At 71.1% G+C, this 22,264-nt stretch carries 23 protein-coding genes; 12 read left to right on the forward strand and 11 right to left on the reverse strand.

Translation table 11 applies throughout. The annotated features are described in order from the left end of the window. Positions 1 to 13: 13 nt before the first annotated feature. Genes Q0Z83_RS00935 through Q0Z83_RS00945 form a run of 3 tightly spaced genes read right to left on the reverse strand, consistent with a single transcriptional unit; the run spans position 14 to position 3,361 of the window. Complete coding sequence (locus Q0Z83_RS00935) at positions 14 to 859, reverse strand: geranyl diphosphate 2-C-methyltransferase (RefSeq protein WP_317791834.1); 846 nt, start codon at positions 857 to 859, stop codon at positions 14 to 16. Between the two features lie 2 nt (positions 860 to 861). Then, positions 862 to 1,926, reverse strand: coding sequence for a family 2 encapsulin nanocompartment cargo protein terpene cyclase (locus Q0Z83_RS00940; protein WP_317791835.1), 1,065 nt, complete (start codon positions 1,924 to 1,926; stop codon positions 862 to 864). Position 1,927: 1 nt separating this feature from the next. Beyond that, complete coding sequence (locus tag Q0Z83_RS00945; protein WP_378079226.1) at positions 1,928 to 3,361, reverse strand: family 2B encapsulin nanocompartment shell protein; 1,434 nt, start codon at positions 3,359 to 3,361, stop codon at positions 1,928 to 1,930. Between the two features lie 98 nt (positions 3,362 to 3,459). Between Q0Z83_RS00945 and ispH the strand changes: the two genes are divergently transcribed. The 3 genes from ispH to Q0Z83_RS00960 all read left to right on the forward strand — a co-directional run bounded on the left by ispH (position 3,460) and on the right by Q0Z83_RS00960 (position 5,787). After that, positions 3,460 to 4,446 (forward strand): 4-hydroxy-3-methylbut-2-enyl diphosphate reductase, encoded by a 987-nt coding sequence (ispH, locus tag Q0Z83_RS00950; RefSeq protein WP_317797400.1) that lies wholly within the window; start codon positions 3,460 to 3,462, stop codon positions 4,444 to 4,446. 23 nt (positions 4,447 to 4,469) lie between these two features. Next, positions 4,470 to 5,087, forward strand: coding sequence for a VOC family protein (locus Q0Z83_RS00955; RefSeq protein WP_317791837.1), 618 nt, complete (start codon positions 4,470 to 4,472; stop codon positions 5,085 to 5,087). A gap of 76 nt (positions 5,088 to 5,163) precedes the next feature. Further along, positions 5,164 to 5,787, forward strand: coding sequence for a TetR/AcrR family transcriptional regulator (locus tag Q0Z83_RS00960; protein WP_317791838.1), 624 nt, complete (start codon positions 5,164 to 5,166; stop codon positions 5,785 to 5,787). Between the two features lie 62 nt (positions 5,788 to 5,849). Here Q0Z83_RS00960 and Q0Z83_RS00965 read toward each other — a convergent pair whose 3' ends face one another. From Q0Z83_RS00965 to Q0Z83_RS00975, 3 genes are read right to left on the reverse strand one after another with little or no spacing between them, the layout of a single operon-like run. Beyond that, entirely contained in the window at positions 5,850 to 6,809 is a 960-nt protein-coding gene (locus Q0Z83_RS00965) for a hypothetical protein (protein WP_317791839.1), read from the reverse strand. Continuing rightward, positions 6,806 to 7,408 (reverse strand): hemerythrin domain-containing protein, encoded by a 603-nt coding sequence (locus Q0Z83_RS00970; RefSeq protein WP_317791840.1) that lies wholly within the window; start codon positions 7,406 to 7,408, stop codon positions 6,806 to 6,808. The genes Q0Z83_RS00965 and Q0Z83_RS00970 overlap by 4 nt, the downstream gene beginning before the upstream one ends. 33 nt (positions 7,409 to 7,441) lie before the next feature. Further along, the gene (locus Q0Z83_RS00975) at positions 7,442 to 7,882 is read right to left on the reverse strand and encodes a hypothetical protein (RefSeq protein ID WP_317791841.1); all 441 of its coding nucleotides are present in this window, start codon (positions 7,880 to 7,882) and stop codon (positions 7,442 to 7,444) included. Positions 7,883 to 8,035: 153 nt separating this feature from the next. Here Q0Z83_RS00975 and Q0Z83_RS00980 point away from each other — a divergent pair, with 153 nt between their 5' ends. Further along, positions 8,036 to 10,798 carry a BREX system ATP-binding domain-containing protein gene (locus Q0Z83_RS00980; RefSeq protein WP_317791842.1) on the forward strand — a complete coding sequence of 921 codons (2,763 nt, stop codon included), beginning with the start codon at positions 8,036 to 8,038 and terminating at the stop codon, positions 10,796 to 10,798. Between the two features lie 3 nt (positions 10,799 to 10,801). Here the strand turns inward: Q0Z83_RS00980 and Q0Z83_RS00985 are convergent, their stop codons facing one another. Continuing rightward, a complete protein-coding gene (locus Q0Z83_RS00985; protein WP_317791843.1) occupies positions 10,802 to 11,590 on the reverse strand; it encodes an alpha/beta fold hydrolase in 789 nt (262 codons plus the stop codon). Between the two features lie 65 nt (positions 11,591 to 11,655). Between Q0Z83_RS00985 and Q0Z83_RS00990 the strand changes: the two genes are divergently transcribed. Both Q0Z83_RS00990 and Q0Z83_RS00995 read left to right on the forward strand, forming a co-directional pair. Continuing rightward, the gene (locus tag Q0Z83_RS00990) at positions 11,656 to 11,973 is read left to right on the forward strand and encodes a hypothetical protein (RefSeq protein WP_317791844.1); all 318 of its coding nucleotides are present in this window, start codon (positions 11,656 to 11,658) and stop codon (positions 11,971 to 11,973) included. Between the two features lie 52 nt (positions 11,974 to 12,025). Next, complete coding sequence (locus tag Q0Z83_RS00995; RefSeq protein WP_317791845.1) at positions 12,026 to 14,272, forward strand: putative bifunctional diguanylate cyclase/phosphodiesterase; 2,247 nt, start codon at positions 12,026 to 12,028, stop codon at positions 14,270 to 14,272. Between the two features lie 130 nt (positions 14,273 to 14,402). Here the strand turns inward: Q0Z83_RS00995 and Q0Z83_RS01000 are convergent, their stop codons facing one another. The 3 genes from Q0Z83_RS01000 to Q0Z83_RS01010 form a co-directional block, all read right to left on the reverse strand. Continuing rightward, positions 14,403 to 14,942 carry a hypothetical protein gene (locus Q0Z83_RS01000; protein ID WP_317791846.1) on the reverse strand — a complete coding sequence of 180 codons (540 nt, stop codon included), beginning with the start codon at positions 14,940 to 14,942 and terminating at the stop codon, positions 14,403 to 14,405. A 214-nt stretch (positions 14,943 to 15,156) separates the two neighbouring features. Continuing rightward, entirely contained in the window at positions 15,157 to 16,131 is a 975-nt protein-coding gene (locus Q0Z83_RS01005; RefSeq protein ID WP_317791847.1) for a permease prefix domain 1-containing protein, read from the reverse strand. Continuing rightward, the gene (locus Q0Z83_RS01010; RefSeq protein ID WP_317791848.1) at positions 16,128 to 16,487 is read right to left on the reverse strand and encodes a PadR family transcriptional regulator; all 360 of its coding nucleotides are present in this window, start codon (positions 16,485 to 16,487) and stop codon (positions 16,128 to 16,130) included. The genes Q0Z83_RS01005 and Q0Z83_RS01010 overlap by 4 nt, the downstream gene beginning before the upstream one ends. A gap of 260 nt (positions 16,488 to 16,747) precedes the next feature. Between Q0Z83_RS01010 and Q0Z83_RS01015 the strand changes: the two genes are divergently transcribed. Next, positions 16,748 to 17,212: an Asp23/Gls24 family envelope stress response protein gene (locus Q0Z83_RS01015; RefSeq protein ID WP_317791849.1), complete on the forward strand. Its 465-nt coding sequence runs from the start codon at positions 16,748 to 16,750 to the stop codon at positions 17,210 to 17,212. A 140-nt stretch (positions 17,213 to 17,352) separates the two neighbouring features. Continuing rightward, complete coding sequence (locus Q0Z83_RS01020; protein WP_317791850.1) at positions 17,353 to 17,949, forward strand: hypothetical protein; 597 nt, start codon at positions 17,353 to 17,355, stop codon at positions 17,947 to 17,949. Positions 17,950 to 17,978: 29 nt separating this feature from the next. Here Q0Z83_RS01020 and Q0Z83_RS01025 read toward each other — a convergent pair whose 3' ends face one another. Continuing rightward, positions 17,979 to 18,551 carry a YbaB/EbfC family nucleoid-associated protein gene (locus tag Q0Z83_RS01025; RefSeq protein WP_317791851.1) on the reverse strand — a complete coding sequence of 191 codons (573 nt, stop codon included), beginning with the start codon at positions 18,549 to 18,551 and terminating at the stop codon, positions 17,979 to 17,981. Positions 18,552 to 18,634: 83 nt separating this feature from the next. On the opposite strand from Q0Z83_RS01025, the gene Q0Z83_RS01030 reads away from it, so the two are divergent. The 4 genes from Q0Z83_RS01030 (at position 18,635) to Q0Z83_RS01045 (ending at position 22,216) form a co-directional block, all read left to right on the forward strand. Then, positions 18,635 to 19,750 (forward strand): NHL domain-containing protein, encoded by a 1,116-nt coding sequence (locus Q0Z83_RS01030; protein ID WP_317791852.1) that lies wholly within the window; start codon positions 18,635 to 18,637, stop codon positions 19,748 to 19,750. Positions 19,751 to 19,774: 24 nt separating this feature from the next. Continuing rightward, positions 19,775 to 20,209 carry a hypothetical protein gene (locus tag Q0Z83_RS01035; RefSeq protein ID WP_317791853.1) on the forward strand — a complete coding sequence of 145 codons (435 nt, stop codon included), beginning with the start codon at positions 19,775 to 19,777 and terminating at the stop codon, positions 20,207 to 20,209. Positions 20,210 to 20,237: 28 nt separating this feature from the next. After that, entirely contained in the window at positions 20,238 to 21,308 is a 1,071-nt protein-coding gene (locus Q0Z83_RS01040; protein WP_317791854.1) for a hypothetical protein, read from the forward strand. A gap of 74 nt (positions 21,309 to 21,382) precedes the next feature. Further along, entirely contained in the window at positions 21,383 to 22,216 is an 834-nt protein-coding gene (locus Q0Z83_RS01045) for a protein kinase family protein (RefSeq protein WP_317791855.1), read from the forward strand. Positions 22,217 to 22,264 lie beyond the last annotated feature (48 nt).

A 22,264-nucleotide genomic window follows, 5' to 3' on the forward strand; every position in this document is an offset into this window, starting at 1 on the left:
CGGCGTGCCGATGTCAGATGCGGTCGGCCGCGATGAGCAGGTAGTGGAAGCTGCCCTCCCGGTACGCGGTCAGGAACGGCTCCTCGATTCCGGTGGCCACCTCGGACCGGGCGCGTAGTTCCCAGTACGGGATGGTGGCCGCGGTCAGGTCGACCACGTTGATCGGGACCAGCCCGTTCGCGGCCAGCGCCTTGAAGTACTGGCTGCGCGGGTGGATGTCGCAGGTGTAGTGCTCGTTGATCCGGCTGACCGCCTTCGACCGCAGGCCGGTCACGTCGTTGGCACAGCCGGTGATGCACACGTAGCGTCCGCCGAACCGGAGCAGGCGGGCGAACTCGTCGTAGAGGTCGAACAGGTCCACGTACATCGTGGTCTCGTTCGTCCAGATCGCCTGCCGGGTGTCGCCCGGCAGCTGGGTCTCCAGCATGTTGCGGAAGTGGAAGCGGACCTTGTCGGCGATGCCGCGCCGCGCGGCCTGCTCGTTGGCGAAGCCGACCTGATACTCGGAGATGGACACCCCGTCGACCTCGCAGCCGAACCGCTGGTGCGCCATGATGCTGGTGCCGCCCCGCCCGGAGCCGCCGTCCAGGATCAGATGCTCCGGGGCGATCGGGCCGAGGTGGTCGAGCAGCAGGTCGGCCTGGGCGCTCTCCAGCCGGTGCAACTCGGCGATGATCCGCTGCTCGCGGGTGCCGGCCGGGCCGTCCAGGACCATCGGATCGTAGGGCCCGACCCCGTAGTGGTGGTGGTAGAGGTCGTCGACCTCGCCGAGACGCAGGTTCACCGGGTCGTCCTGGTTGGTGTTCCAGTACGCGGCGACCGACTTCTCGAAGTCGGTGCGGAGGATCGTGCTGGTCATCATCAGCTCCCTTGGTTGTATCGGCGGGTGGTGGCGTGCCACCGGCGGCTGCCGCCGGTCCAGGCCCAGACGTCCGCGAGGAACCGCCGCAGGTTCGGCGATCCGGCCGCGCTGAGCCGGGTGGCCGACCCGACGAAGGTGTGCATCAGCTCGTTGTGGATCTCGACGGTCCGGGCCATCGCCTCCTTCGGCTCGAGTCCCTCGTTGACCTGCAGTACGCGCGGCAGGTTGTAATCGGTGTCCGACTCGGCCGGGCCGGAGTGCAGGTCGTTGACGAGCACCGCCGCGTTGCCGGCCAGGGTGTACGCACGGCGTACCTCCGGCTGGTAGAACTCGTGCGCGGACAGCTCGTAGCCGGCCAGCACGTCGACCAGGATCATCGGCGGCAGGTAGCTGTTGAGATGCCGCTGGACCAGGTACTCCCAGACCGGCGGGGTACGCCGGTTGACGTGCCAGTCCGCCTCCTGCGTCCAGGCCAGGAAGAGGATCGCCATCTGATGCTGGAACCGGCCCAACTGCGCCGGGGTGGCGTAGACGGCCAGGTGCTCGACGGCCGTGCGGAACGCCTCCGAGATCGGCTGGAGCCGGTGGTATCCGGCCATGTCGACGGCGTACCGCGGGACCATCTGGGCCGGGTCGACCACCGAGATCAGCCGGGCCAGCCGGGAACCGACCACCTCCGGCACGGCGCCCAACTCCACCTCGTCGACGTAGTAGTCGTCCGCCGCCCATTCGGCGACCAGGCATTTCGTGGCCATCAGCAGGCGGTCGGGGTCGTTGACGGCGGGGTGGGCGAGCATCATGAACCGGCCGAAGCCGTAGGACCGCAGCTTGTCCAGCCGGCCCGGATAGATGCCGACGTCCCGTGCCCAGGCGATCAGTCCGTCGTCGACCGCCTCGCCGAGGGCCGGGTCGTCGCGGATCGCGTCGGGGCAGAACAGCCCGCCGTCGGCCGGCGGATCGATCAGCGGTCCCAGGAAGGCTCGGGCCGCGGACATGCCGAAGCCCGGCAGCAGCCGGCGCAGATCGGCCGGAGGTGCTCCTCGTAGATCCGTGAGGACGGACATGTCAGTGCGAGAGTTCGACGTGGTCGAGGATGCCGAGCGCGTCCGGCACCAGCACAGCCGCCGAATAATAGGCGCTGACCAGGTACGACATGACGGCCTGCTCGTTGATGCCCATGAACCGCACGTTGAGCCCGGGCTGGTATTCGTCCGGGATCCCGGTCTGGTGCAGGCCGATCACACCCTGATTGGACTCACCGATCCGCATCGCCATGATCGACGTGGTGTGGGTGTGGCTGATCGGGATCTTGCCGGACGGCAGGATCGGCACGCCCCGCCAGGACGGCACGGTGTGCCCGTCCATGTCCACGGTCGGCGGGTAGATGCCGCGCTTCGTGCACTCCCGGCCGAACGCCGCGATCGCCTGCGGATGGGCCAGGAAGAACTTCGTGTTGCGTCGCATGCTCAGCAACTCGTCCAGGTCGTCGGGGGTGGGCGGGCCGCTGCGGGTGTGGATGCGCTGCCGCAGGTCGGCGTTGTGCAGCAGGCCGAACTCACGGTTGTTGACCAGTTCGTACTCCTGGCGCTCGCGGAGCGCCTCCACGGTCAGCCGCAGCTGCTGCTCCAGCTGGTCCATCGGGTCGTTGTAGAGGTCGGCGACCCGGGTGTGGATCTTCAGGATGGTCTGCGCGACGCTCAGCTCGTACTCGCGGGGGTTGGTCTCGTAGTCGACGTAGGTGCCGGACAGGGTGGGTTCGCCGGAGTGGCCGGCCGCGACCGCGATCGCCGCCTCGCCGTGCTTGTTCTGCGGGCGGCGGCTCTTGTCCCGGAATCCCTCGACGTGGTCGCGCAGGGTCTCGCTGCGCGCGGTCAGCTCGGCGAACTCGGTGCGCGGCAGGGCCAGGATGGTCACCGCGGTCATCGCCTTCGCGGTGTACGCCCAGATCGGGTCGTCGGCCACCAGGACCTGTTCACCGAACTTCTCCCCGTCGGCGAGCACACCGAGGCTGAGCGGGTCGCCGTACGCCCCGACGCCGACCTTGTCCACCTTGCCGTGCGCGATCAGATACAGGTTGTCGGCGACCGAACCGAACTCGACGATCACCTGACCGGGTTGGTACTCCTGTTGGACGAACCGGTCGGCTATTCCGCGGAGCAGTTCCTCGTCGTCGATCCCGGCGAGCACCTCGATCTCCCGGAGTTCGGATGGCACCACCTGCACCGACGCCCCGGTGTTGATGAAGGTGAGCCGGCCGTCGCCGAGCCGGTAGGTCATCCGCCGGTTCACCCGGTAGGCGCCACCCTTGACCTCGACCCAGGGCAGTTTGCGCAGCAGCCACCGGGAGGTGATCTCCTGCATCTGCGGAACCGACTTGGTGGTGTGGGTCAGGTTCCGTGCGGCGACCGTGCTGAGACTCTGCTGGTACTCCTGGTCCTGTTCCTCACGCGTCTTGGCCGGCTTCACTGAACTGGTCACGGTGGTAACGCCCCGTTTCATCCGGAATAAGGCTTACATCTAGCCCGTTTTATCCCAGCTCAGAGCTCATTTGACGGTTTTTATAGAAGAGCGAACTATCCACCCTAAACTGCGTGATCATGGAAGTGCTGCTCGCCGCCCCACGGTCCTTCTGCGCCGGAGTCGAACGCGCCGTCGACATGGTGGAGAACGCACTGCGCCTGCTCGGGCCACCCGTCTGGGTACGCCGCCAGATCGTCCACAACGCCCACGTCGTGACCCGCCTGGAAGCCCTCGGCGCGATCTTCGTCGATGAGCTCGACCAGATCCCGGACGGTGCCACCGTCGTCTTCTCCGCGCACGGGGTCGCGCCCGTCGTCCGCGCCGAAGCCGCCCGCCGCGGCCTGCACGTCATCGACGCCACCTGCCCGCTCGTCGCCAAGGTGCACACCGAGGCCCGGCGCTTCGCCGCCCGCGGCGACACCGTCCTGCTGATCGGCCACGACGGGCACGACGAGGTAGAGGGCACCCTCGGCCAGATCCCCGGGATCCGGCTGGTCGGTGACACCGCCGACGCCGCCGCGATCGAGGTCGACGATCCACGCCGGGTCGCCTACCTCACCCAGACCACGCTGGCCGCCGACGAGACCGCCGCCATCGTCGGCACGCTGCGGGACCGGTTCCCCGAACTGACCGGACCGGAGACCGACGACATCTGCTACGCCACCACCAACCGGCAGCGGGCGGTCGCCGCCATCGCCGAGGCCAGTGACGTGGTGCTCGTCGTCGGATCGGCCAACTCCTCCAACTCGCAGCGGCTCGTCGAGGTCGCCCGTCGCAACGGCACCCCGGCACACCTCGTCGAGGACGCCGGCCAGATCCGCTCCGAGTGGGTGGCCGGGGTCCGTACCGTCGGATTGACCGCGGGCGCCTCGGCGCCGCCGCACCTGGTCGACGAGGTGATCGCCGCCCTAGCTCCGGAAATCGTCACCGAGCACCGCGTCACCGACGAGAACGTCACCTTCGTCCTGCCGCAGGCACTGCGCGACCCGGGGGCACCCGGGTACCGGCCAGGGACTCACCCTGGGGCGACCCCGGGGTCCCGGGAGCGACAGTCGTTGCGGTAAGCGAACCAGCCAGGGAGCAGACGATGGTTGACTTCAAGATCGAGGTCGTGGTGCTACCGGTCGCCGACGTGGACCGGTCCCGTGACTTCTACCGCGACATCGGCTTCCGCGAGGACGTCGACTTCACCGGCCCGGACGGATTCCGGGTCGTGCACCTCACCCCACCCGGATCGGCCGCGTCGATCATCATCGGCACCGGGGTCACCGACGCCGAACCCGGCTCGTCCCGGGGTGTCCACCTGATCGTCGACGACATCGTCGCCGCCCACGACCACCTGGCCGCCCACGGGGTGCCGGTCAGCGAGGTGTTCCACGACGCCGGCGGGGTCTTCCACCACGCCGGGACCACCGCCCGCGTCGACGGGCCGCACCCGGACCGGCAGTCGTACGGCTCGTTCCTGTCCTTCACCGACCCGGACGGCAACGAGTTCGTCCTCCAGGAGATCACCGAACGCCGGCCGGGCCGGATCAGCCACGTCGTCTACGACTCGGTCGCCGCCGTCGAGGCCGCCCTGCGCGACGCGGCCGTCGCCCACGGGGAGTACGAGGCCACCGCGCTCGGTGGGAAACACGACGAGCAATGGCCCGCCTGGTACGCCGCACACATGGCACGGGCGGCCGGGCTCGATCGGGCGGCCTGAATCCGAATCACCCCCGGCAGGTCGAACACCCGGCGGGGGTGATTCGGTGACGACCGGCCCTGGATAATCCGGAGCCGTGGCACAGAGCAGATATCACTCGCCGAGGCGGGCCGACGCTGCCGCCGCCACCCGGGCGGAGATCCTGGCCTGCGCCAGAGATCTGTTCATGACCAACGGGTACGCCGGGACGACAGTCCCGCAGATCGCCCGTGCCGCCCGGGTCGCGGTGCCCACCGTCTACGCCAGCACCGGCGGTAAGGCCGACATCCTCGCCGCACTGCTCACCACGATCACCGAAGACCCGGCGTCCGGGGACGTCGCCGCCGCCATCAGCGCCGTCGACGACCCGGCCCGGGTGATCGCCATCGTCGGCGAAGGCACATGGCACAACCATCGCCGGCACTGGGACACCATCGTCGGCCTGTTCCCACAGGCCCGCTCCGAGCCGTCGGCGGCCGCCGTCCACGCGAACATCCTGCGGCTCTACCAGGCCGCCATCGGTGTCGTCGCCGACCGCCTGGTCGAGTTGGGCGGCCTGCGCCCCGGACTGTCCCGCGACGACGTCCTGGACATCCTGTGGTTCTACTTCGGCGACGCCGCCTGGTCGGCGCTCTCCCTGGATCGCGGCTGGCCCCTGGACCGGACCCGCGACTGGTTGATCGCCGCCGCCACCGCCGCCCTCCTGCCCCCACCCGGCTGATGGCCCGCCGGCCGCCGCTCAGCCGGGTCGGCCCCCGCCGGTAGGCGGTCGGGGCGGCCGCCTCAGCCGTCGCCCGGCGCGGTATTCGGCGGGCGATCCGGGTGGTGGGCGACGACCGGCGTCATCCGGGCCAGTTCTTCGAGGGTGCCGTCGCGGCGGGCCCGGCGGATGCCGTTCTTGGCCATCGCCCCGTTGACCGCCAGTTGCACCCGCCGTAGCGGCGGTGACGTGAACCCGCCCACGGTGTGCGGGGCGTAGACGGCCACCCCGGCGGTGACGTCGAGCCAGCCGGTGCAGATCCGGTTGGACAGCCCGATCGCCTGCGGCCCGAACGAGTGCGCGGTGAACGCCGCCCGCCGCGCCCCGGCCGGCAGGGGACCCTCCAGGAGGAGCCCGGCCGCGCTGTGCCCGGTGACCCGCACCGGCACGATCACCGGGAACCCGTCCTCCCCGCGGTAGGCGAGAACCCGGTGCGGCAGCCTCGCCACCTGCCGGAACAGTTTCGCCGGATCGTGCCGGGGAGTGCTGCCCCGGCTCGGTGGCGGCTGCGAGGCGAGTACCGGCACCGGCGCCGGTGCCTCGGTCACCCGCTCGACCGCGATGTCGATGACCACCCGCTGCTCGTGGTATTCGCGCAGCAGCCAGTCCCAGAACGGTCCGGCCGGGGTGTCCCCGAGGAACCTGGCGACCTGTGGGGCGAGTGCCGCCAGCCGGGCCGGTGACGGCGTCAGCCCCACCGCGGCGACCCCCTGGGCCAGCACGAACCCGTCGCCGGCCGACGCGCCGAAACCGTGCTCCCGGGTGTGGTAGGCCATCGCCACCCGTGGGTCGCGCAGGATGTGCCGCAGCTTGTGGCTGAAGGCCAGCGAGGTGGTGACGCCGATCGTCCCGGCCGCCCGGTCGGCGAGACCGGTGGGGGAGACCGGGATCGCGATCACACCGCCGGCCGGGGTGCCGTAGGCGAACACGGTCACCAGGTCCCCGGCCATCACCGTCTGCGCCGTCTCCGACCAGAGCGTCATGCGCCCAGCGCCGCGAACGTGGCGGCGGCCTGCTCCCGCATCACCGGGACCAGCGCCCGGACCGGCTCGGGCAGGCCGGACAGCATCATCGTCACCTCGTCGGCGGTGGCCACGCGCTCGAAGAAGCCGACGTTGAGGTGGGCGGCGGCCATCGGGGCGGTCGACATCACGTACGCCGAGAACTCCTCCCAATCGGTGGCGGTGACGTGCTCGCGCAGCGCCGGGAACAGCACCGGCTCCTCGTGGTCGAGGTGACGGTGCACGGTGTCGCGGACGGTCGCCGCGGCATCGGCCAGCGACGGGTCGCCGAGCGGTGCCGCCGCCAGCGCGTCCAGCGCCCCGTCCAGCTCGTGGTGCTCACCGGTGAGCCCGGCGAGCGGTGCGGACGCTCCGGGGGCGACCCGCTCGATCAGCGGCCACAACCTGTCGTCCTCGGACTCGTGGTGGTGGCGCAGGTGCGCGATGACGAAGGTCCGCAGCTCGTCCACGGCGGCCGGATCGGCCGCCGGGCGGCGGGCGGCGTCGGCCAGCAGTGTGGTGGCCGCGCGGTGCAGGTCGTGGATGACACGGGTCTCCACGACCGACTGTGGTTCAGACATGGGCGGCACCATATTGACTAGAGGGCCCTATAGTCAATTTCGGGCCTCGACCGCCTCGATGGTCTGGTCGAGCGCCTTGCCGAGGAACGGCTTGGCCACCGTGCCCAGCAGAAACCCGACGATCCGGCCCTTGAGGTTCTTGCCGTCGCGCACCACGACCGCGTCCAGGACGGTGGTCCCGTCCGGTCGGCGGGACAGGTTGTACGTGTGCCCGGACGCCCCGCCCCACACGTTGGAGTCGGTCGTGCGCATCACCACCCGGTACGGGTCCGACCAGTCGTAGCTGAGCCGCTCCCAGACACCACCGCCGCCCTCGGTCACGTCGGCGTGGGTCGGCCCCAGGTCGTGCACCTTCAGGAACTCGTCCGAGCTGTTGCCGAAGATCTTCGAACGGCCCGGGCCGAAGTCGGTGATCGCGGCGATGAACTGCTCGGGCGTCACCGACATGGTCTTGTGGAAATGGATCGTCGCCATGTGACGAGCCTCGCCGGAAACGGCGTGCGTCGAACCCGGGTGCAACCCTGGCGGACACCCTGGCCCCGGTAGTGTCCGACGCCGGGTGGACGCGGGGAAGCCGCCGGATGGACATGCGGAAGGCTGCCGGGTGGCCGGCGGGGAAGGGCTGACGTGGGACTCGAACTGCGGGGACGGCACCGGGAGCGGGAGACGCTGGACCGGTTGCTGCGCGACGTACGAGCCGGTCGCAGTCGTGTCCTGGTGCTGCGCGGCGAGCCCGGCGTCGGTAAGACCGCGCTGCTCGACTACCTGACCGAGCACGCCCCGGCCGGTCGGGTGGTCCGCTCGGCCGGGGTGGAGCCGGAGACCGAGCTCGCCTACTCGGCACTCCAGCAACTGTGCGCCCCGCTCCTGGAGCACCTCGACCGGCTCCCCGAACCGCAGCGTGACGCGCTGTCCACCGCGTTCGGCCTGAGCAGCGGCCGCCCGCCGGAGGGTCTGGTGATCGGGCTGGCCGTGCTCGGCCTGCTCGCCGAGGCGGCCGCCGAGCAGCCGCTGATCTGTGTCGTCGACGACGCCCAGTGGCTGGACCGGATGTCCGAGGTGATCCTCACCTTCGTGGCCCGCCGGCTGGACTCCGAGTCGGTCGCCCTGATCTTCGCGGTCCGCGGCACGGTCCTCGACGGGCTGCCCGACCTGCTGCTGGAAGGGCTGCCGGACGCCGAGGCCCGCGCCCTGCTCGACTCGGTGCTGCCGGGCCTGGTCGACACCCGGGTCCGCGACCGGATCGTCGCCGAGACCCGCGGCAACCCGCTCGCCCTGCTCGAACTGCCCCGCGACCTGTCCCCGGCCGAGCTGGCCTTCGGTTTCGGCCAGAGCACGAGAGAATTCGGCCAGAGCCCGAGAGGCTTCGGTCAGGGCCCGAGAGGCTTCGAGCAGAGCCCGGGAGGCTTCGGTCCGGGCCCGAGAGGAGAGGCCTCCGTCGCCGGGCGGGTCGAGGAGACCTTCCAGCGCCGGATCGCCGCCCTGCCCGAGGACGCCCGCACCCTTTTGCTGGCCGCCGCCGTCGAACCGGTCGGTGACGTGCCGCTGCTCTGGCGGGCCGCGCAACGGCTCGGCGTCGGGCCGGAGGCGGCCGCGCCGGTCGAGGCGGCCGGACTCGTCGAGTTCGGGGCGCGGGTGCGGTTCCGGCATCCGCTCGTCCGGTCGGCCAGCCACCGGTCGGCCGGGGCCGCCGAGCTGCGGGCCGTCCACCACGCGCTCGCCGAGGTCACCGACCCCGAACGCGACCCGGACCGGCGGGCCTGGCACCGGGCGCACGCCGCGATCGGCCCGGACGAACCGGTCGCCGCCGAGCTCGAACAGTCCGCGGGCCGCGCGCTCGCCCGAGGTGGCCGGGCCGCCGCCGCGTCGTTCCTGGAACGGGCGGCCGAACTCACCATCGATCCGGAGGCGCGCGCCGCCCGTACCGTCGCCGCGGCTCGTGCCCGGTTCGCCTCCGGCGCCGTCGGCGCCGTGCCCGAACTGCTCGCCGCGGCCGAACTCGGCCCCCACGATCCGGTCCGGCAGGCCGAGATCGAGCGGCTCCGGGCCCGCGTCGCGTTCGCCGCCAACTCCGGCCGGGCCGCCGTCACCCCGCTGCTCGAAGCCGCCGACCGGTTGCGGGCCCTCGACCCGGCCGCGGCCCGGGCCACCTTCCTGGCGGCGATCGGCGCCGCGGTCAACGCCGGCCGGCTCGGCGGCGACGACCTGCGCCGCGTCGCCGAGGCGGCACGTACCGTCCCGGCCGGCGACGAACCGGCCGGGCGGCTGCTCACCGCGTTCACCACGTGGAGCCTCGACGGGCACACCGCGGCCGTGCCGCTGTTCCGCCGGGCGCTGGCCGCGGTCACCCCGGCGGACGACCTCGACCTGCACTGGCTGGCCGGGATGGCCGAGCACGAGATCTTCGACCACACCTCGTTCCTGTCCCGCACCGAGCAGGCGGTGACGCTCGGCCGCCGCGAAGGGCTGCTGCCCAGCGTGCTCACCTTCCGGGCGACCGCGCTGATCTATTCCGGACGGTTCGCCGACGCCTCGGACCTGATCGACGAGGCCGGGGCGCTCGCCTACGCCACCGGACCGTCACCACACCCGGCCACCGTCGCGATCCTCGCCGCCCATCGCGGGCGCACCGGACCGGCGCTGGAGGCGATCGAATCGCTGCGCGTCGAGGCCGAGGCGGGCGGGGTCGGCTGGCTGATCGGCGTGGCCGGGTACGCGCGGGCGGTGCTGCACAACGGGCACGGGGACTATCCGGCCGCGCTGGCCGCCGCCCGGCAGGCCACCGGACACGACGACCTGGCGGTACTCCAGTGGGGGCTCGCGGAACTCGTCGAGGCGGCTGCGCGTACCCACGAGATGGATCTTGCCGAAGCGGCGCGGGACCGCCTCGCGGCCCGGGCCGACGCCTCGGCCGGCGGATGGGCCCGCGGCACCCGCGCGCTCGCCGACGCGCTCACCGGAATCGACCCCGACGCCTCCTACCGGGAAGCGATCGAGCAGCTCACCGGCACCGGACTCGACCTGCAGACGGCCCGGGCCCGGCTGCTCTACGGCGAGTGGCTGCGCCGGGAGAACCGCCGGGCCGACGCCCGGCTCCAGCTGCGGCCGGCGCATGACGCCTTCGCCACGATGGGCGCGGAGGGCTTCGCCGAGCGCGCCGCGCGAGAGTTGCTCGCCACCGGCGAGACCGTGCGGAAAAGGACGACGGGGGTACGGGACGAGCTCACCGCCCAGGAGGGGCAGATCGCCCGCCTGGCCGCCGCCGGCCGCACGAACCCGGAGATCGGGGCGGTGCTGTTCCTCAGCCCACGCACCGTCGAATGGCACCTGCGCAAGATCTTCGCCAAGCTCGGCGTGACGTCCCGCCGGGAGCTGGCCACCGCCGTCTGACCGCTACGACAGGAAATCGTCGACCAGTTTGCGGAACAACTCCGGCTGCTCCACCCACGGGCGGTGACCGGATTCGGTCATCAGCTCATAGCGGGCGTACGGATGCGCGGCCGCCACCACGCGGGCCGGGGCGGTGCCGATCATGCCGTCCGAAGCGCCCGCCACCACCAGCACCGGGGCGAGCACCGGACCCGGACGGGCGTCGCCGGCGTAGAACGCGTCGCGCAACCACGGGAGCCGGTTGGCGTGGCCCGGCACGTACTCCGAGCGCAGCTCGGGCGTCCAGCGATGCCAGTGGAACGGGACCATGAACGCCTGCGCGAACGGCCCCCGGGCCCCCGCCGCCTGCGGATACCACGGCTCGGCGGAACGGGCCGCCCGAATCCGCGCCACCTCGCCCGGGTCGATGTCGCGCCCGGCCCGGCCGATCGGCGTCACCAGGACCAGGCGGCGGACCCGCTCCGGATGGGTCACCGCATACTCCTGCGCGGTCAGCGTCGCCGCCGAATGCGCCAAGACGTCGAGCCGGTCCAGCCCCAGGTGTTCGCGCAGCGCCTCCAGATCACGCGCCTGCGCCGTGAACGACACCGTCGACCGGTCGGACGGCACCTCGGAACGGCCACCGGCCCGCGCGTCGGCCAGGATCAGCCTTCGAGACGCCGACAACCCGCCCAGATCGCCGAGGTACCGCACGTCCATACCGGGACCGCCGGGCAGCACCACCAGCGGCGGACCGTCCCCGGCGACCTCGTAGAACAGGCGCAGGCCGTCGTGGGCGACGTAGTACGGCATCCGGCGATCCTGCCACGCCCGAGGGGATGGTGTTTGAGCCGTCGCCGTCGGGCAATCTTGAAGACGTGAACTGGCTGGAATTCGCTCTGCTCCACGTCGACGAGCCCTGCACCGTCCGGGTGGAGGCACCCGGACGCCGCGCGATCCCCGTCGGCCCGTGCGTGATCGCCCGCCGGCCGGACGGGTTCACCCTGCTCTGCCCACCCGACACGGTCGCACCGCCCGGATCCCGGATCACCCTGCCGGCCGGCGACACCGTCGAGGTGCTCACCACGGTGCACCTGGCCGCGCACGGCACCCGGCTGCCCGAGCATCAGCAGCTCGACGTGGCACGCCGGCAGGTGGCCAGGCGACCCTGCCGGGTCTCCGGCAGACCGGGCTAACCCTCAAGATCGGCGCGCCGGACCCGATAGGTCGGGAGTGTGGTCCCGTTCGTTGTTCGCGGCGACGACGCGCCGCGAACGGGTGGCGTGGCGGGGCCTCGCCGCACTGCTGACCGCGCAGGTGACGATCTACGCGGCCGGGGTCGACGACCACCCCGTCGCGGGGCTGCTGCACAACATCCTCTACCTGATCCCGGGCCTGCTCGTGGCGAGCCTCGCCAGTCGTGCGCCCGGCCCGGTCCGTACCGCCTGGGCGTTCCTGTCCGCCGGACTGCTGTCCTACGCCGTGGCGAACCTCTACTGGTGGACGTTCGTCCGCGACCTCGATCCGGAACCGTTGATCACCCCGGCCGACCCGCTGTGGCTGGCCTTCTATCCGTGCCTGGTGACCGCGCTCGTGCTGGTGTTGCGGCACCGCCTGCCCCGGGTCAGCGCCTCCGCCTGGATGGACGGGGTGATCGCGGCCGGCGCGGTCGCCTCACTGGTGTCGGTCCCGGTGCTCGGCGCGATCGAACCGGCCCCGCACTCCACGGTCCTCGGCGTGGTGGTGAACGCCGCCTACCCGATCGCCGACATCGCCGTCGCGGGCTGCCTGCTCGGCGCATGGGCGCTGTCCGGATGGCGCGCCGACCGGGTGCTCGGTCTGCTCATCGCCGGAATGGGCCTGTTCGCGGCGGCCGACACGGTCAGCATGGTGCTGCTGTGGGAGGGCCTCGACGTCCCGGCCGCCGTCGACCTGGCCTGGCTCACCGCCCTGAGCCTGCTCGCGCTGGCCGCCCGGCAGCCGTCCGGCCACACCCGGGCGACCCGCCCCAGCCTGTGGCTGAGCACCACGGTCCCGGCCGGTCTCGCGGTCTGCTGCCTGGGCCTGCTGCTGTGGGCGGCGCTGACCGCACACCGCATCCCGCCGGTCAGCAGCGTGCTCGCCGGGATCGCGGTCACGGCCGCGATCGTACGGATGATGGCCAGTGTCCGTACCGCGGAGGCGCTCGGCGCGGCCCGCCGGCAGGCGCGCACCGACGAGCTGACCGGCCTCGCCAACCGCCGGTTCTTCGTCGAACGCCTGGAACGCGAACTCGACCGCCCCGACCCCGGACCGGCCGTCGCCTACGTCGACCTGGACCGCTTCAAAGAGGTCAACGACAGCTTCGGCCACGACGTCGGGGACACCCTGCTACGGCTGGTCGGCGCCCGGATGCGCGAGTCGCTGGGGCCGGAGGTGCTACTGGCCCGGCTCGGTGGGGACGAGTTCGGGCTGATCATGCCCGGTACCGGTCGGGATCGGGCCGCCGAGATCGTCGACGGGGTGCTGAGCACCCTGCGGGAGCCGTTCGTCCTGCCCGAGGTGGACCTGCACGTCGACGCCAGCATCGGCATCGCGGTCTGCCCCGACGACGGCGCCGACCGGTCGACGCTGCTGCGGCGGGCCGACGTGGCCATGTACGCGGCCAAGACCGGGCACGGCGGGGGACCGGTCTTCGCCACCGGGCTCGACGACCACGCGCGGGCCCGGCTGACCATGCTCGAGGAACTGCGCGCCGGACTGGACCGCGGGGAACTGGTACTGCACTACCAGCCCAAGGTGACCGTCGACGCGGCCGCCCGGGTCACCGGCGTGGAGGCGCTGGTCCGCTGGCAGCACCCGACCCGCGGTCTGGTCTATCCGGACGCGTTCCTCTACACCGCGGAGAGCGCCGACCTGATGGGCCGGATCACCACGGTCGTGCTCGACCTGGCCTGCCGGCAGAGCCGGCTGTGGCACGACCAGGGGCTGCCGGTATCGGTGGCGGTCAACCTGTCGGTCTCCGACCTGCGCGACCCCGGTTTTCCGGAGCAGGTCGGCGAGTTGCTGCGACGACACCGGCTGCCGCCCGCCGCCCTCGAACTCGAAGTCACCGAGAGCGTCCTGATGACCGACGCCGACAACGCGTTGCAGTCGCTCGGGCGGCTGCGTGACATGGGCGTCCGGCTGGCCGTCGACGACTACGGCACCGGCTACTCCAGCCTCAGCTACCTGCAGGTCCTGCCGGTCGACGACCTGAAACTGGACCGGGCCTTCGTCAGCCGCTGCGGGGTCGACCCGCGGAGCGCCGCGATCGTGCACAGCACCGTCCAGTTGGCGCACTCGCTCGGCATGCAGATCGTGGCCGAAGGCGTCGAGGACGCCGACATCTTCGAACGGCTGCGCGGTTACGGCTGCGACCTCGCCCAGGGGTACGGGATCGCCCGACCGCAGGATGCCGCCACCACCACGGCCTGGCTGCTCGAACGGGAACTCGCCGATCGGGCCGCGGCGTAGCTCAGGTCCGCAGCGTGTGCCCGGCCGGCCGGCCGTAGAGGAGGCCCTCGCACGGCAGCGCGCCCGCCGCGACCGCACCCCGTCCGGAAACGACGCAGCGCCCCCGGCGTCGGCCGGGGGCGCTTGACGGTCAGCGGGAGATGACCGGAACGTTGCGGATCTGGTGCTCGATCAGACGGTTCGCGAACTTGATGACCTCGGCGTCCCGGCCCGCCGGGCTGAAGTCCTTGCCCGGCTGCTGCTCGGCGACCCACCGCTCCGACCGCTCCACCATCCGGAACAGGTCGGTGACGGCTCCCGGATGCTGCCGGCAGAGGTCGACGGCGATCCGCAGGCGGCGCTCCGGAACACCCTTCAGGTACTCCGGCATACCGGCCTTCCAGGCGAGCGGATGCACCAGGTAGCCAGCCGGCAGGTTGCCCGGACCGCCCATCGCCTCGAGGATCTGCAGCGGATCCAGTCGCAGTGGCGGCGCTTTCACACCCATCCAGGCGAGCCCGGCGAGCGCCAGCACGATCATGACGAAGATCGCGGCCAGCGGGTTACCGGTACCGGCCGCCAGGATGATCCCGAACCCGACGAGCACCAGGCCGCCGGCGGTGATCGTCCCGGTGTTGCCGGTCGTGTCGCACGCCTCCCGCCGGGCCTCGTCGATGTACTTCTGAATCACGCTCTCCAGTAGAGGATTCGACGGTCTCCATCGATCACCCCGTACCGGAAAAGAGCCTTCGGATAACTGAGTCATGGGCTTCGAGTCCTTCCCGCTCGTCCGTGTGCGGTTTCCGGACCACGAGGAACGGCCGTCCGTGGCCGCCCCTTCTCCGGTAGTGCCGCGAGAATCGGCACCCCGGCCACGGACTTGAGGGTTCGGCGGACCCGCTCGCTCAGAGGTAGGACTCGGTGCCCGGGACGGCGGTGGGCAGCTTCCGGCGGGCCCGCTCGCCGCGGACCACCACCTCGACCACGTCGTACAGCGCGCCGGCCACCGCGATGACGATCACCATGCCGGTCAGCCACCGCAGCGGGTCGGTGTCACCCCAGTCGAGAGTGGCGATCCAGGCCGGGTTGAAGAACCGCCCGGTCGCGGCCAGCCACACGAGCGGGCCGGTGAACAACACCGCCAGGACCGCGTTGACCAGGGTCACCGTGTGCGACCAGGCGCCGCGCCGCGACAGCCAGACCGCATAGAGAGCCTCCAAAATCAAGATCACGATGAGGTACGGCCACCAGAACGACCAGTTCGCCGGATCGAGGACGGGCTCCTCGGTGAAGGTGAACTGCTGCAGGACCAGGGCCGCGATCAGCAGCACCGGCCAGATGACCGCCGACCACAGCTGCGCCGGAGTCAGGAACCCGGGCTCGTAACGGGGTAGATCGGCCGGTGTCCACGGCCGTCGTCCGGGCAGCCCGGCCCGGGTCACACCGCCCCGCTCCAGCAGCGCGAACGTCAGCGTCGACCAGAACACCATGTGCGCGCCGACGGTCAGCAGCGTGCCGATCCCGGTGCCGACGACCTCGCCGAACGAGGCGCCGCCCAGCGCCCGGATCACCACCGAAAGGGTCACCACCGCGGGCAGGACGATCGACAGCAGCATGGTCAGCAGCCGCTGCCAGGCCGGGAAGACGGCCGGCCCGATCAGGTAGCGGGGCCGGTCCGCGTAACCGTCGGCCAGCCGGTCCGGGTCGCCGAGCTCCAGCAGGGTCTGCTCGACGGCGGTGTCGTGGGCGGCGCCGCCGTCGACCCGGGCGTCGACCGCGTCGTCGATGGAGGTGCGCAGCTCGCGTTCGATGTCGGATCGCTGCTGCTCCGGAACGCGGCGCAGCACGGTGAAGACGTAGCGGTCGATGAGGGTGGTCACAGCTCGCTCCCTGATTCGGTGCCGGCGGGGGTGTCCAGGTCGCCGATCGCGGAGTCCAGCCGCGCCCACTCGCCGCGCAGCGCCGCCGCGATGGCGTCACCCCGCTCGGTGGTGCGGTAGAACTTCCGCGGCCGTGCCTCGTCGGTGTTCCACTCACTGGTCAGCAGGCCCTGGGACTCCAGGCGCCGCAGCAGGGGGTAGAGCGTGTTGGCCTCCACCTCGAACCCGGCCGCGCTCAACGTCTCGAGCAGCGAATACCCATACCCGGGTGTCCGCAGCACGGTGAGACTCGCAACGACGACCGTGCCACGGCGCAGCTCCTGCAGATGCCCGGAGAGCGTCGCATCCATTGTCATGCCACTAACGATAGTGTGTGACACACACTATGGCAACTCGCACGGCATGGTGTCGGGTCCACCTGGTCTTCGGTGTGGGGCCGCCACGCCCGTGAGGCGCCTTTCGGTCGGGAGGGAGCAGGCTGCCGCGGGGCGCCGGCGGTGCGGGGAACGTGCGGTCGGGGGGCATGTGTGCCGTACCGAATCCGGCCTCGGGGTTGAAGGGGTTTCACTAGTAGGCTCGTGGCCGGTTGGTGGCCGGAGTGGGTAGAGGGATGGATATGAGTGACGAGGCCGAGTTCCACGCGGACCGGACGCAGGAGTTCTACCTGCCGGCCGTGGTCCCGGCCGTGCCGCCGCAGCACGGTGGCGCCGAGGTGATCGAGATCGCGGCCTATCGCGGGGAGACCAAGTTCGAGAGCGAGGTGATCGAGAAGATCGCCTCGTCGGCGGCCCGGTCGATTCCCGGGGTCGTCGAGCTCGGTGGCGATGTGGCCCGGTTCTTCAACTCGGTGCTCGACAAGATCGGCCTGGACAAGGTCGGCGACTCGACCCGTGGTGTGTGGGCCAAGGTGGACGGCACCGACGTGGAGATCACCGTCATCCTGGTGATCTCGGCGGGCGAGGTGGTCGCGGATGTCACCGCGGCGGTGCGGACCGTGGTGATCGAGGCGGTCGAGCGGTATGGGCTACACGTCAGCGAGTGCACGGTGAAGGTCGACGACATCCGCCTGCCGGACCACTGACCCTTCCGCCGGAGGCCGGGCTCGCCCGCCTCCGGCATCGTCGTCGTGCTTCGCTTTTCCGACATTTCGGATATTCCCGGAAACGTGGACCGGCGGCCGGTAACGTGCGGTTCGTCGACGGCGTTTCACCGGGGGGAATGATGATCACCGTGCCCGCGGGGAGCAGCCTCACGCTGCGATGCCCGGGCGTCCAGGCCATCGTCCTCGTCTCCCTCGCCGACGTCTCCGCACCGTTCCTGGCCGACCTGGAACCGATCCCGGTCCTCAGCCTCGACGGCCCGGGCGTCCGCCGCATCGGCATCCTCGAACTCGTCACCTCGGCCGGTGTCACCTGGGTCGAGGCCGAACTCCGCAACGACCAGCTCACCGTCATCGGCGATGCACCCACCGACGTGGTGCAGCGCCGCGCCTCGGCCCGCCGCCCGGGCACCTATCCGGCGGTCGGCACCGCCCAGATCGAGAACATCGACGGCCGCCACCTGGTCCCGCTCACCGGCCGCGTCGAGGACATCTCCACCTCCGGCCTGCTGCTGCGAGCCACCACCGAGGACAATCTTCCTTCGCTGCCGTACGGCATAGAGCGCACCCTGCTCCACGTGACGATGCCGTGGGGCGAACTGACCGCCGCGGTGACCACCGTCGACCAGCGGGCCGACCTGCTACGCGGCACCTTCGAATGGATCGACCCCAACGCCTCCGACGAGCTGTTCCGCTTCTGCGGCAACCGCCTCAGTTGAGCGCCGCCCCACCCGCGGGCGGAGAGAGGTCAACTCGAGTCCTGTACGCGCCGGATCCAGCTGGCCGGCACGCCGATGTCGAAGTGCTCGGCTCGCAGTAGCGCAAGCTTGGCCGTGCGATCCCCGATCAGGGCGTCGAAGGCCGAGCCGACCTCGGCGATGAACTCCTGCTCGGACCGGTCGCGAAGCGTTCCGTCGGCGATCTCGACCTGCCATCGGGTGGCGCCGGTGAGCCCGATGCGCACCGAGCGGCCGGTGGACCAGCCCTCGCACTCGAGCCGGCGGAGGTCCTCGGCGAAGCGTTGCTGCCCCAGGTCGGCGTGTTGCTGCCTGCTCTGTTCCGCCTCGATCCGGCTGCGTCCCGAGGCGAGCCGGATGAGCTCGTCGCGTTGGCGGGTCCACGCCACCCATGTGGTGGTTCCGAGGCTGGAGAGTTGGCGGACCATGCCACGCTCGTCGTACCACTGATAGGTCCCCGGCTGGAGGCGCAGCGACAGCCGGTTGTCACCGGTGACGGTCGCCCGGATGGCGCCGTCCGAGGAGGTGGCGGTCACCGACAGCGTTCGCAACCGCTCGCCCAGATCGACCTCGCCGTCCCACATTGATCCACGTTCTCCCAGCTTGATCAACACTTTTTATCGACTCAGATGAACCTACAGCCGGTTACCGGTGGTACACATCGGACGTGACGAGAAAACGCGCCGCCACCCTCGCGGCTCTGACGATTCTGGTGCTCGACGCGCCGGCGCCGGCGCTCGCGCAACCGGGTGGCACCGCGCCGAAGCTGGTGGCGGGCGGAGGCGGCGCCGAGTTCAGCGGAGACGGCGGGCCGGCCGTGGAAGCCGAGCTGAACAAGCCGACGGCGGCAGCCGTCGCCGCTGACGGCACCCTGTTCGTGGCCGACATGGTCAATCGTCGGGTGCGCGCCATCGGCCCCGACGGCATCATCCGCACGGTCGCCGGAAACGGCAGATCGACCGTGCCGCAGCTGCCGCTGCCGCCCAACACGAAGGGCACCGGTATCGCGTTGGGCTCGCCCAACGCCATCACGATCGGCGGCGACGGCACGCTCTTCATCGCCGACAGCACGGTGTCGCGGGTCTACGCGCTGGCGCCGGACGGGACCATCACGGTCCGGGTGGACCCCACCGTGCTCGGCGGGCCGATCAACACGATCAACGGTCTCGCGGTGACCGGTGACGGCGTTCTGCACCTCGCCGACCGAGAGAACAACCGCGTCATCGAGGTCGGGCCGGGTGGTGGGAGCCGGCCGATCTCGACGCCTGTCGGCCTTCCGGTCGGGCTGGCCGCGGACACCGCGGGTGACGTCTGGATCGTCAGCGCGTCGTCCATGCTGAGCCGCCTGCACGGCGGGAAGATCGCGACGATCGTGGAGTCCGCCGACGGCCGCTGGGCGGCAGACGAGAGACGGCCCACATCCACGCCGTTCCACGCCATCGCGATCAGCGCGGGCAAGGACGGCGTCTATGTCATCGACAACACACGACGTGAGGCGCGGCGGCTGGCCGACGACGGCGCGGTGAGCACGGCAGCGGACCTCCCGGCTGATCCGTTCGGTGCCGACGATCCGCTGGCGGTGGCCGCCGAAGCGGCACCCGCCGGCCCGCTCTACCTGGTCGACACCCTGGGCAGCCGGATCTTCTCGGCGCCGGTCGCCGCCTCCGCCGACAACGGCCAGGGCTCGTCCCGCACGCCGACGTGGTACTGGGCCGTGGGCGGCGTCCTCGTGGTCGCGCTCCTGGCTCTGCTTCTCTGGATCGCCCGCCGACGGCGGGCCTGACTGATCGAACGGGGTGACGGCGACATGGCGGCCGAAGTGACCGGTGGTGATCTGTTCCGGCTGTGGCGGGTGTCGGAGGTGCATCTGCCCCGGGTGGCGGACGTGTTCTACGACGCGAACCGGCTGCTCGGCGGATCGCAGGGTGGTGCCGGCAGGTTCCGGGCCGGCGCGCCCGCCTATCCCGGCTCCAGCGTCATGACCAGCACGATCGGCGGCCCTTGGGAAGCCATGCGCAGCGAACTGCAGGCCATGATGGAACACGTCGGCACCACGGTGCTGGACGCGGCCCAGGGGGTTCGGAACGCGACGCAGGCCTACCTCGACGCGGACACCGCGAACGCCGAACTGCTGCGCGAATACCTCGAGGACCCGCGGAATCTCAATCCGGCGGACACAGCCTCCAACCCGCCGACGGCGGGCTCGGACGACGATCCCGGCACCCCGTACCCGACGGCCTGAGCCGAATCCGATCGGGGAAGGAGACATCATGGCGGAGACCGATCTGGTCACTCCGGCGGACCTCGCCGGACAGGCATACCAGCAGGCTGTACGCGACCGGGCCGGCAAGCTCAAGCAGGAGCTGATCCGGCAGACTCTCGAGGACGCCGCGTCCTGGACTCGGGCGGTCAACGACAAGTGGGCGAACGCGCACCCCGGCGAATGGGACGGCCTGCCGATCGACCAGGCCGAGGTTGATCGGTACCGGCAACAGGTTAGTACCCAGGACTACGAGTGGGTGATCCCGTCGTTCGAGCGATTTCTCGACCCGGACCCGGACGCGCTCGATCCGATCATCGCCGCGCTCGCCACGATCGAGGCGCTCCTGGACGGCAACGCCAACCCCGACGGCACCTGGACCGGAGTCTCCCCGGCTCTCGGGCGGATCAACGACGTCCGTGACGACCTGAAGTTCTGGGACGGCGCGTTCAAGGACAACTTCATCGACTACTTCGTCACCCCGCTGCAGACAGTGGTGCCCAACCAGCGAGAGGTGATCAAGTACACCCGTAGCGCGATCGAGGGCTCGAAGATCGTCCACATCCGGATGCGCAGAGCGGTGCTCAACCTGCTCGACCAGGGCATCAAGGCGGCTCAGCAGCTCAGCAACGGCGCCTGTACCGGCGCCGACGTCTTGAAGTGGGGTTCCATCGCGATGTGCGTGGTCGGCACCGCGGTCGGTGGACTGGTGACCGGCCCGGCCGCCGTGCTGGCCGGCGCCGTGCTGGTCGATGTCGGCGGCACCATCCTGAACGGCCTGGTGCCGCCGGACGAGGAGAAGACGAAGCTGGAACTGGCGGCGGAGACCGCCACCGGCGTCGCCTCCAACATCTTGAACGCTCAGAGTGTGCTGGGAAACGACACCTACGTCGCGGAGGAGGGCATCGCGCGCTCGTTGCGCAGCCTTCATCAGCTCGTCGTCGAAGGGCGGCTGCCGACCCTCACCTCGAACGCCTCGGGCCCGTTCGGGGTCGCCACCCCGGCACTGGCCGATGCCGACCCCAGGGCGATAACCGGCGGCTACTTCCGGCCGGGCGGCCGTCACGGAGATGCAGCGTGATCGGATGGTCACCTTGGGTTGCCGAATGAGGTCCGGAAACCTATGGTGACCGAGTGTTGTCGACTGGTGTCGATATGTACTCGAGGCGGCGGGAGATCCGCGCCGGCAGTGAGATCTTCTGTGTTCGAGGGGCCGCGGAGATCCATGCCCTGGACGAGGGCTGTCTCGTGCTGCGCGCCGACGCCCGGCAGAGCAGTGTCCGAGGTCGTGAGGTCCGCCTCGCCCGTCTCGATGCGGCTCGGGTCGGGGACCCGCTCGCGGTGGCTCGCGGTGGTGACCGGCTCGGTGCGGCCCACGGTGAGGACTGTGCCGGGCGGTGGCGGACCGAGCTGAAGGTCGAGGCTCGGCTGCACGATGTGGTTTCCGGGCTTCCGCGGGTGGTGTTCCGGCATGAGGATGCCGCGTCCTACACCTATGCCACCGGGATGCCGCCCGGGGTGGCCGTCACCGAGTTGCACGGGCGGCCGCCGCTGCCGGGGCGGGTCCTGCACGATGTCCTCCGTGGAATCGTGCTCGTCGGCCGTACCCTCGAAGGTCTTCATGAAACCGGGCGGGCTCATCGCGCGCTGCGTCCTGAAGTGCTGCTCGCGTCGCGGGACCGGATGTGGCTGCGGGATGCCGGCCTGGCGGCGACGCGGCCGGAGGCCGGGGAGGGGACCGACGCCTACCGTGCGCCCGAACAGATGCGGGCCGGTGGTGCGGCGGCATCCGACGTGTATCAGCTGGCGGCGATCGTCTATCACCTGGTCACCGGGGAGGCGCCCGGCGCGGACCCACTGCCGGTGGCGCGGCTACGGCCGGATTGGGGCCGGCTGGACGAGCCGCTGGCGGCCGCCCTTCACCCCGACCCGGAGCGACGGTCGACCATCGACGATTTGATTCGCGGCCTGACCCGCGCCGATGGATGACGAGCAGCGATCGGCGCCATCGAGAGGCGAGCGGTGATCCGGCCCACG

It is taken from the genome of Actinoplanes sichuanensis, assembly GCF_033097365.1.
Lineage (GTDB): Bacteria > Actinomycetota > Actinomycetes > Mycobacteriales > Micromonosporaceae > Actinoplanes > Actinoplanes sichuanensis.

Bases quoted from the DNA above. Each gene is read 5' to 3' on its own strand.
- Q0Z83_RS01020 (WP_317791850.1), top strand. From the start codon at position 17,353: ATGATCACCGTGCCCGCGGGGAGCAGCCTCACGCTGCGATGCCCGGGC.
- ispH (WP_317797400.1), top strand. From the start codon at position 3,460: ATGGAAGTGCTGCTCGCCGCCCCACGGTCCTTCTGCGCCGGAGTCGAA.
- Q0Z83_RS00985 (WP_317791843.1), bottom strand. From the start codon at position 11,590: ATGCCGTACTACGTCGCCCACGACGGCCTGCGCCTGTTCTACGAGGTC.
- Q0Z83_RS00945 (WP_378079226.1), bottom strand. From the start codon at position 3,361: ATGAAACGGGGCGTTACCACCGTGACCAGTTCAGTGAAGCCGGCCAAG.
- Q0Z83_RS00975 (WP_317791841.1), bottom strand. From the start codon at position 7,882: ATGGCGACGATCCATTTCCACAAGACCATGTCGGTGACGCCCGAGCAG.
- Q0Z83_RS01035 (WP_317791853.1), top strand. From the start codon at position 19,775: ATGGCGGCCGAAGTGACCGGTGGTGATCTGTTCCGGCTGTGGCGGGTG.
- Q0Z83_RS00955 (WP_317791837.1), top strand. From the start codon at position 4,470: ATGGTTGACTTCAAGATCGAGGTCGTGGTGCTACCGGTCGCCGACGTG.
- Q0Z83_RS01015 (WP_317791849.1), top strand. From the start codon at position 16,748: ATGAGTGACGAGGCCGAGTTCCACGCGGACCGGACGCAGGAGTTCTAC.
- Q0Z83_RS00940 (WP_317791835.1), bottom strand. From the start codon at position 1,926: ATGTCCGTCCTCACGGATCTACGAGGAGCACCTCCGGCCGATCTGCGC.
- Q0Z83_RS00965 (WP_317791839.1), bottom strand. From the start codon at position 6,809: ATGACGCTCTGGTCGGAGACGGCGCAGACGGTGATGGCCGGGGACCTG.
- Q0Z83_RS01045 (WP_317791855.1), top strand. From the start codon at position 21,383: ATGTACTCGAGGCGGCGGGAGATCCGCGCCGGCAGTGAGATCTTCTGT.
- Q0Z83_RS00935 (WP_317791834.1), bottom strand. From the start codon at position 859: ATGACCAGCACGATCCTCCGCACCGACTTCGAGAAGTCGGTCGCCGCG.
- Q0Z83_RS01010 (WP_317791848.1), bottom strand. From the start codon at position 16,487: ATGACAATGGATGCGACGCTCTCCGGGCATCTGCAGGAGCTGCGCCGT.
- Q0Z83_RS01040 (WP_317791854.1), top strand. From the start codon at position 20,238: ATGGCGGAGACCGATCTGGTCACTCCGGCGGACCTCGCCGGACAGGCA.
- Q0Z83_RS01025 (WP_317791851.1), bottom strand. From the start codon at position 18,551: ATGTGGGACGGCGAGGTCGATCTGGGCGAGCGGTTGCGAACGCTGTCG.
- Q0Z83_RS00970 (WP_317791840.1), bottom strand. From the start codon at position 7,408: ATGTCTGAACCACAGTCGGTCGTGGAGACCCGTGTCATCCACGACCTG.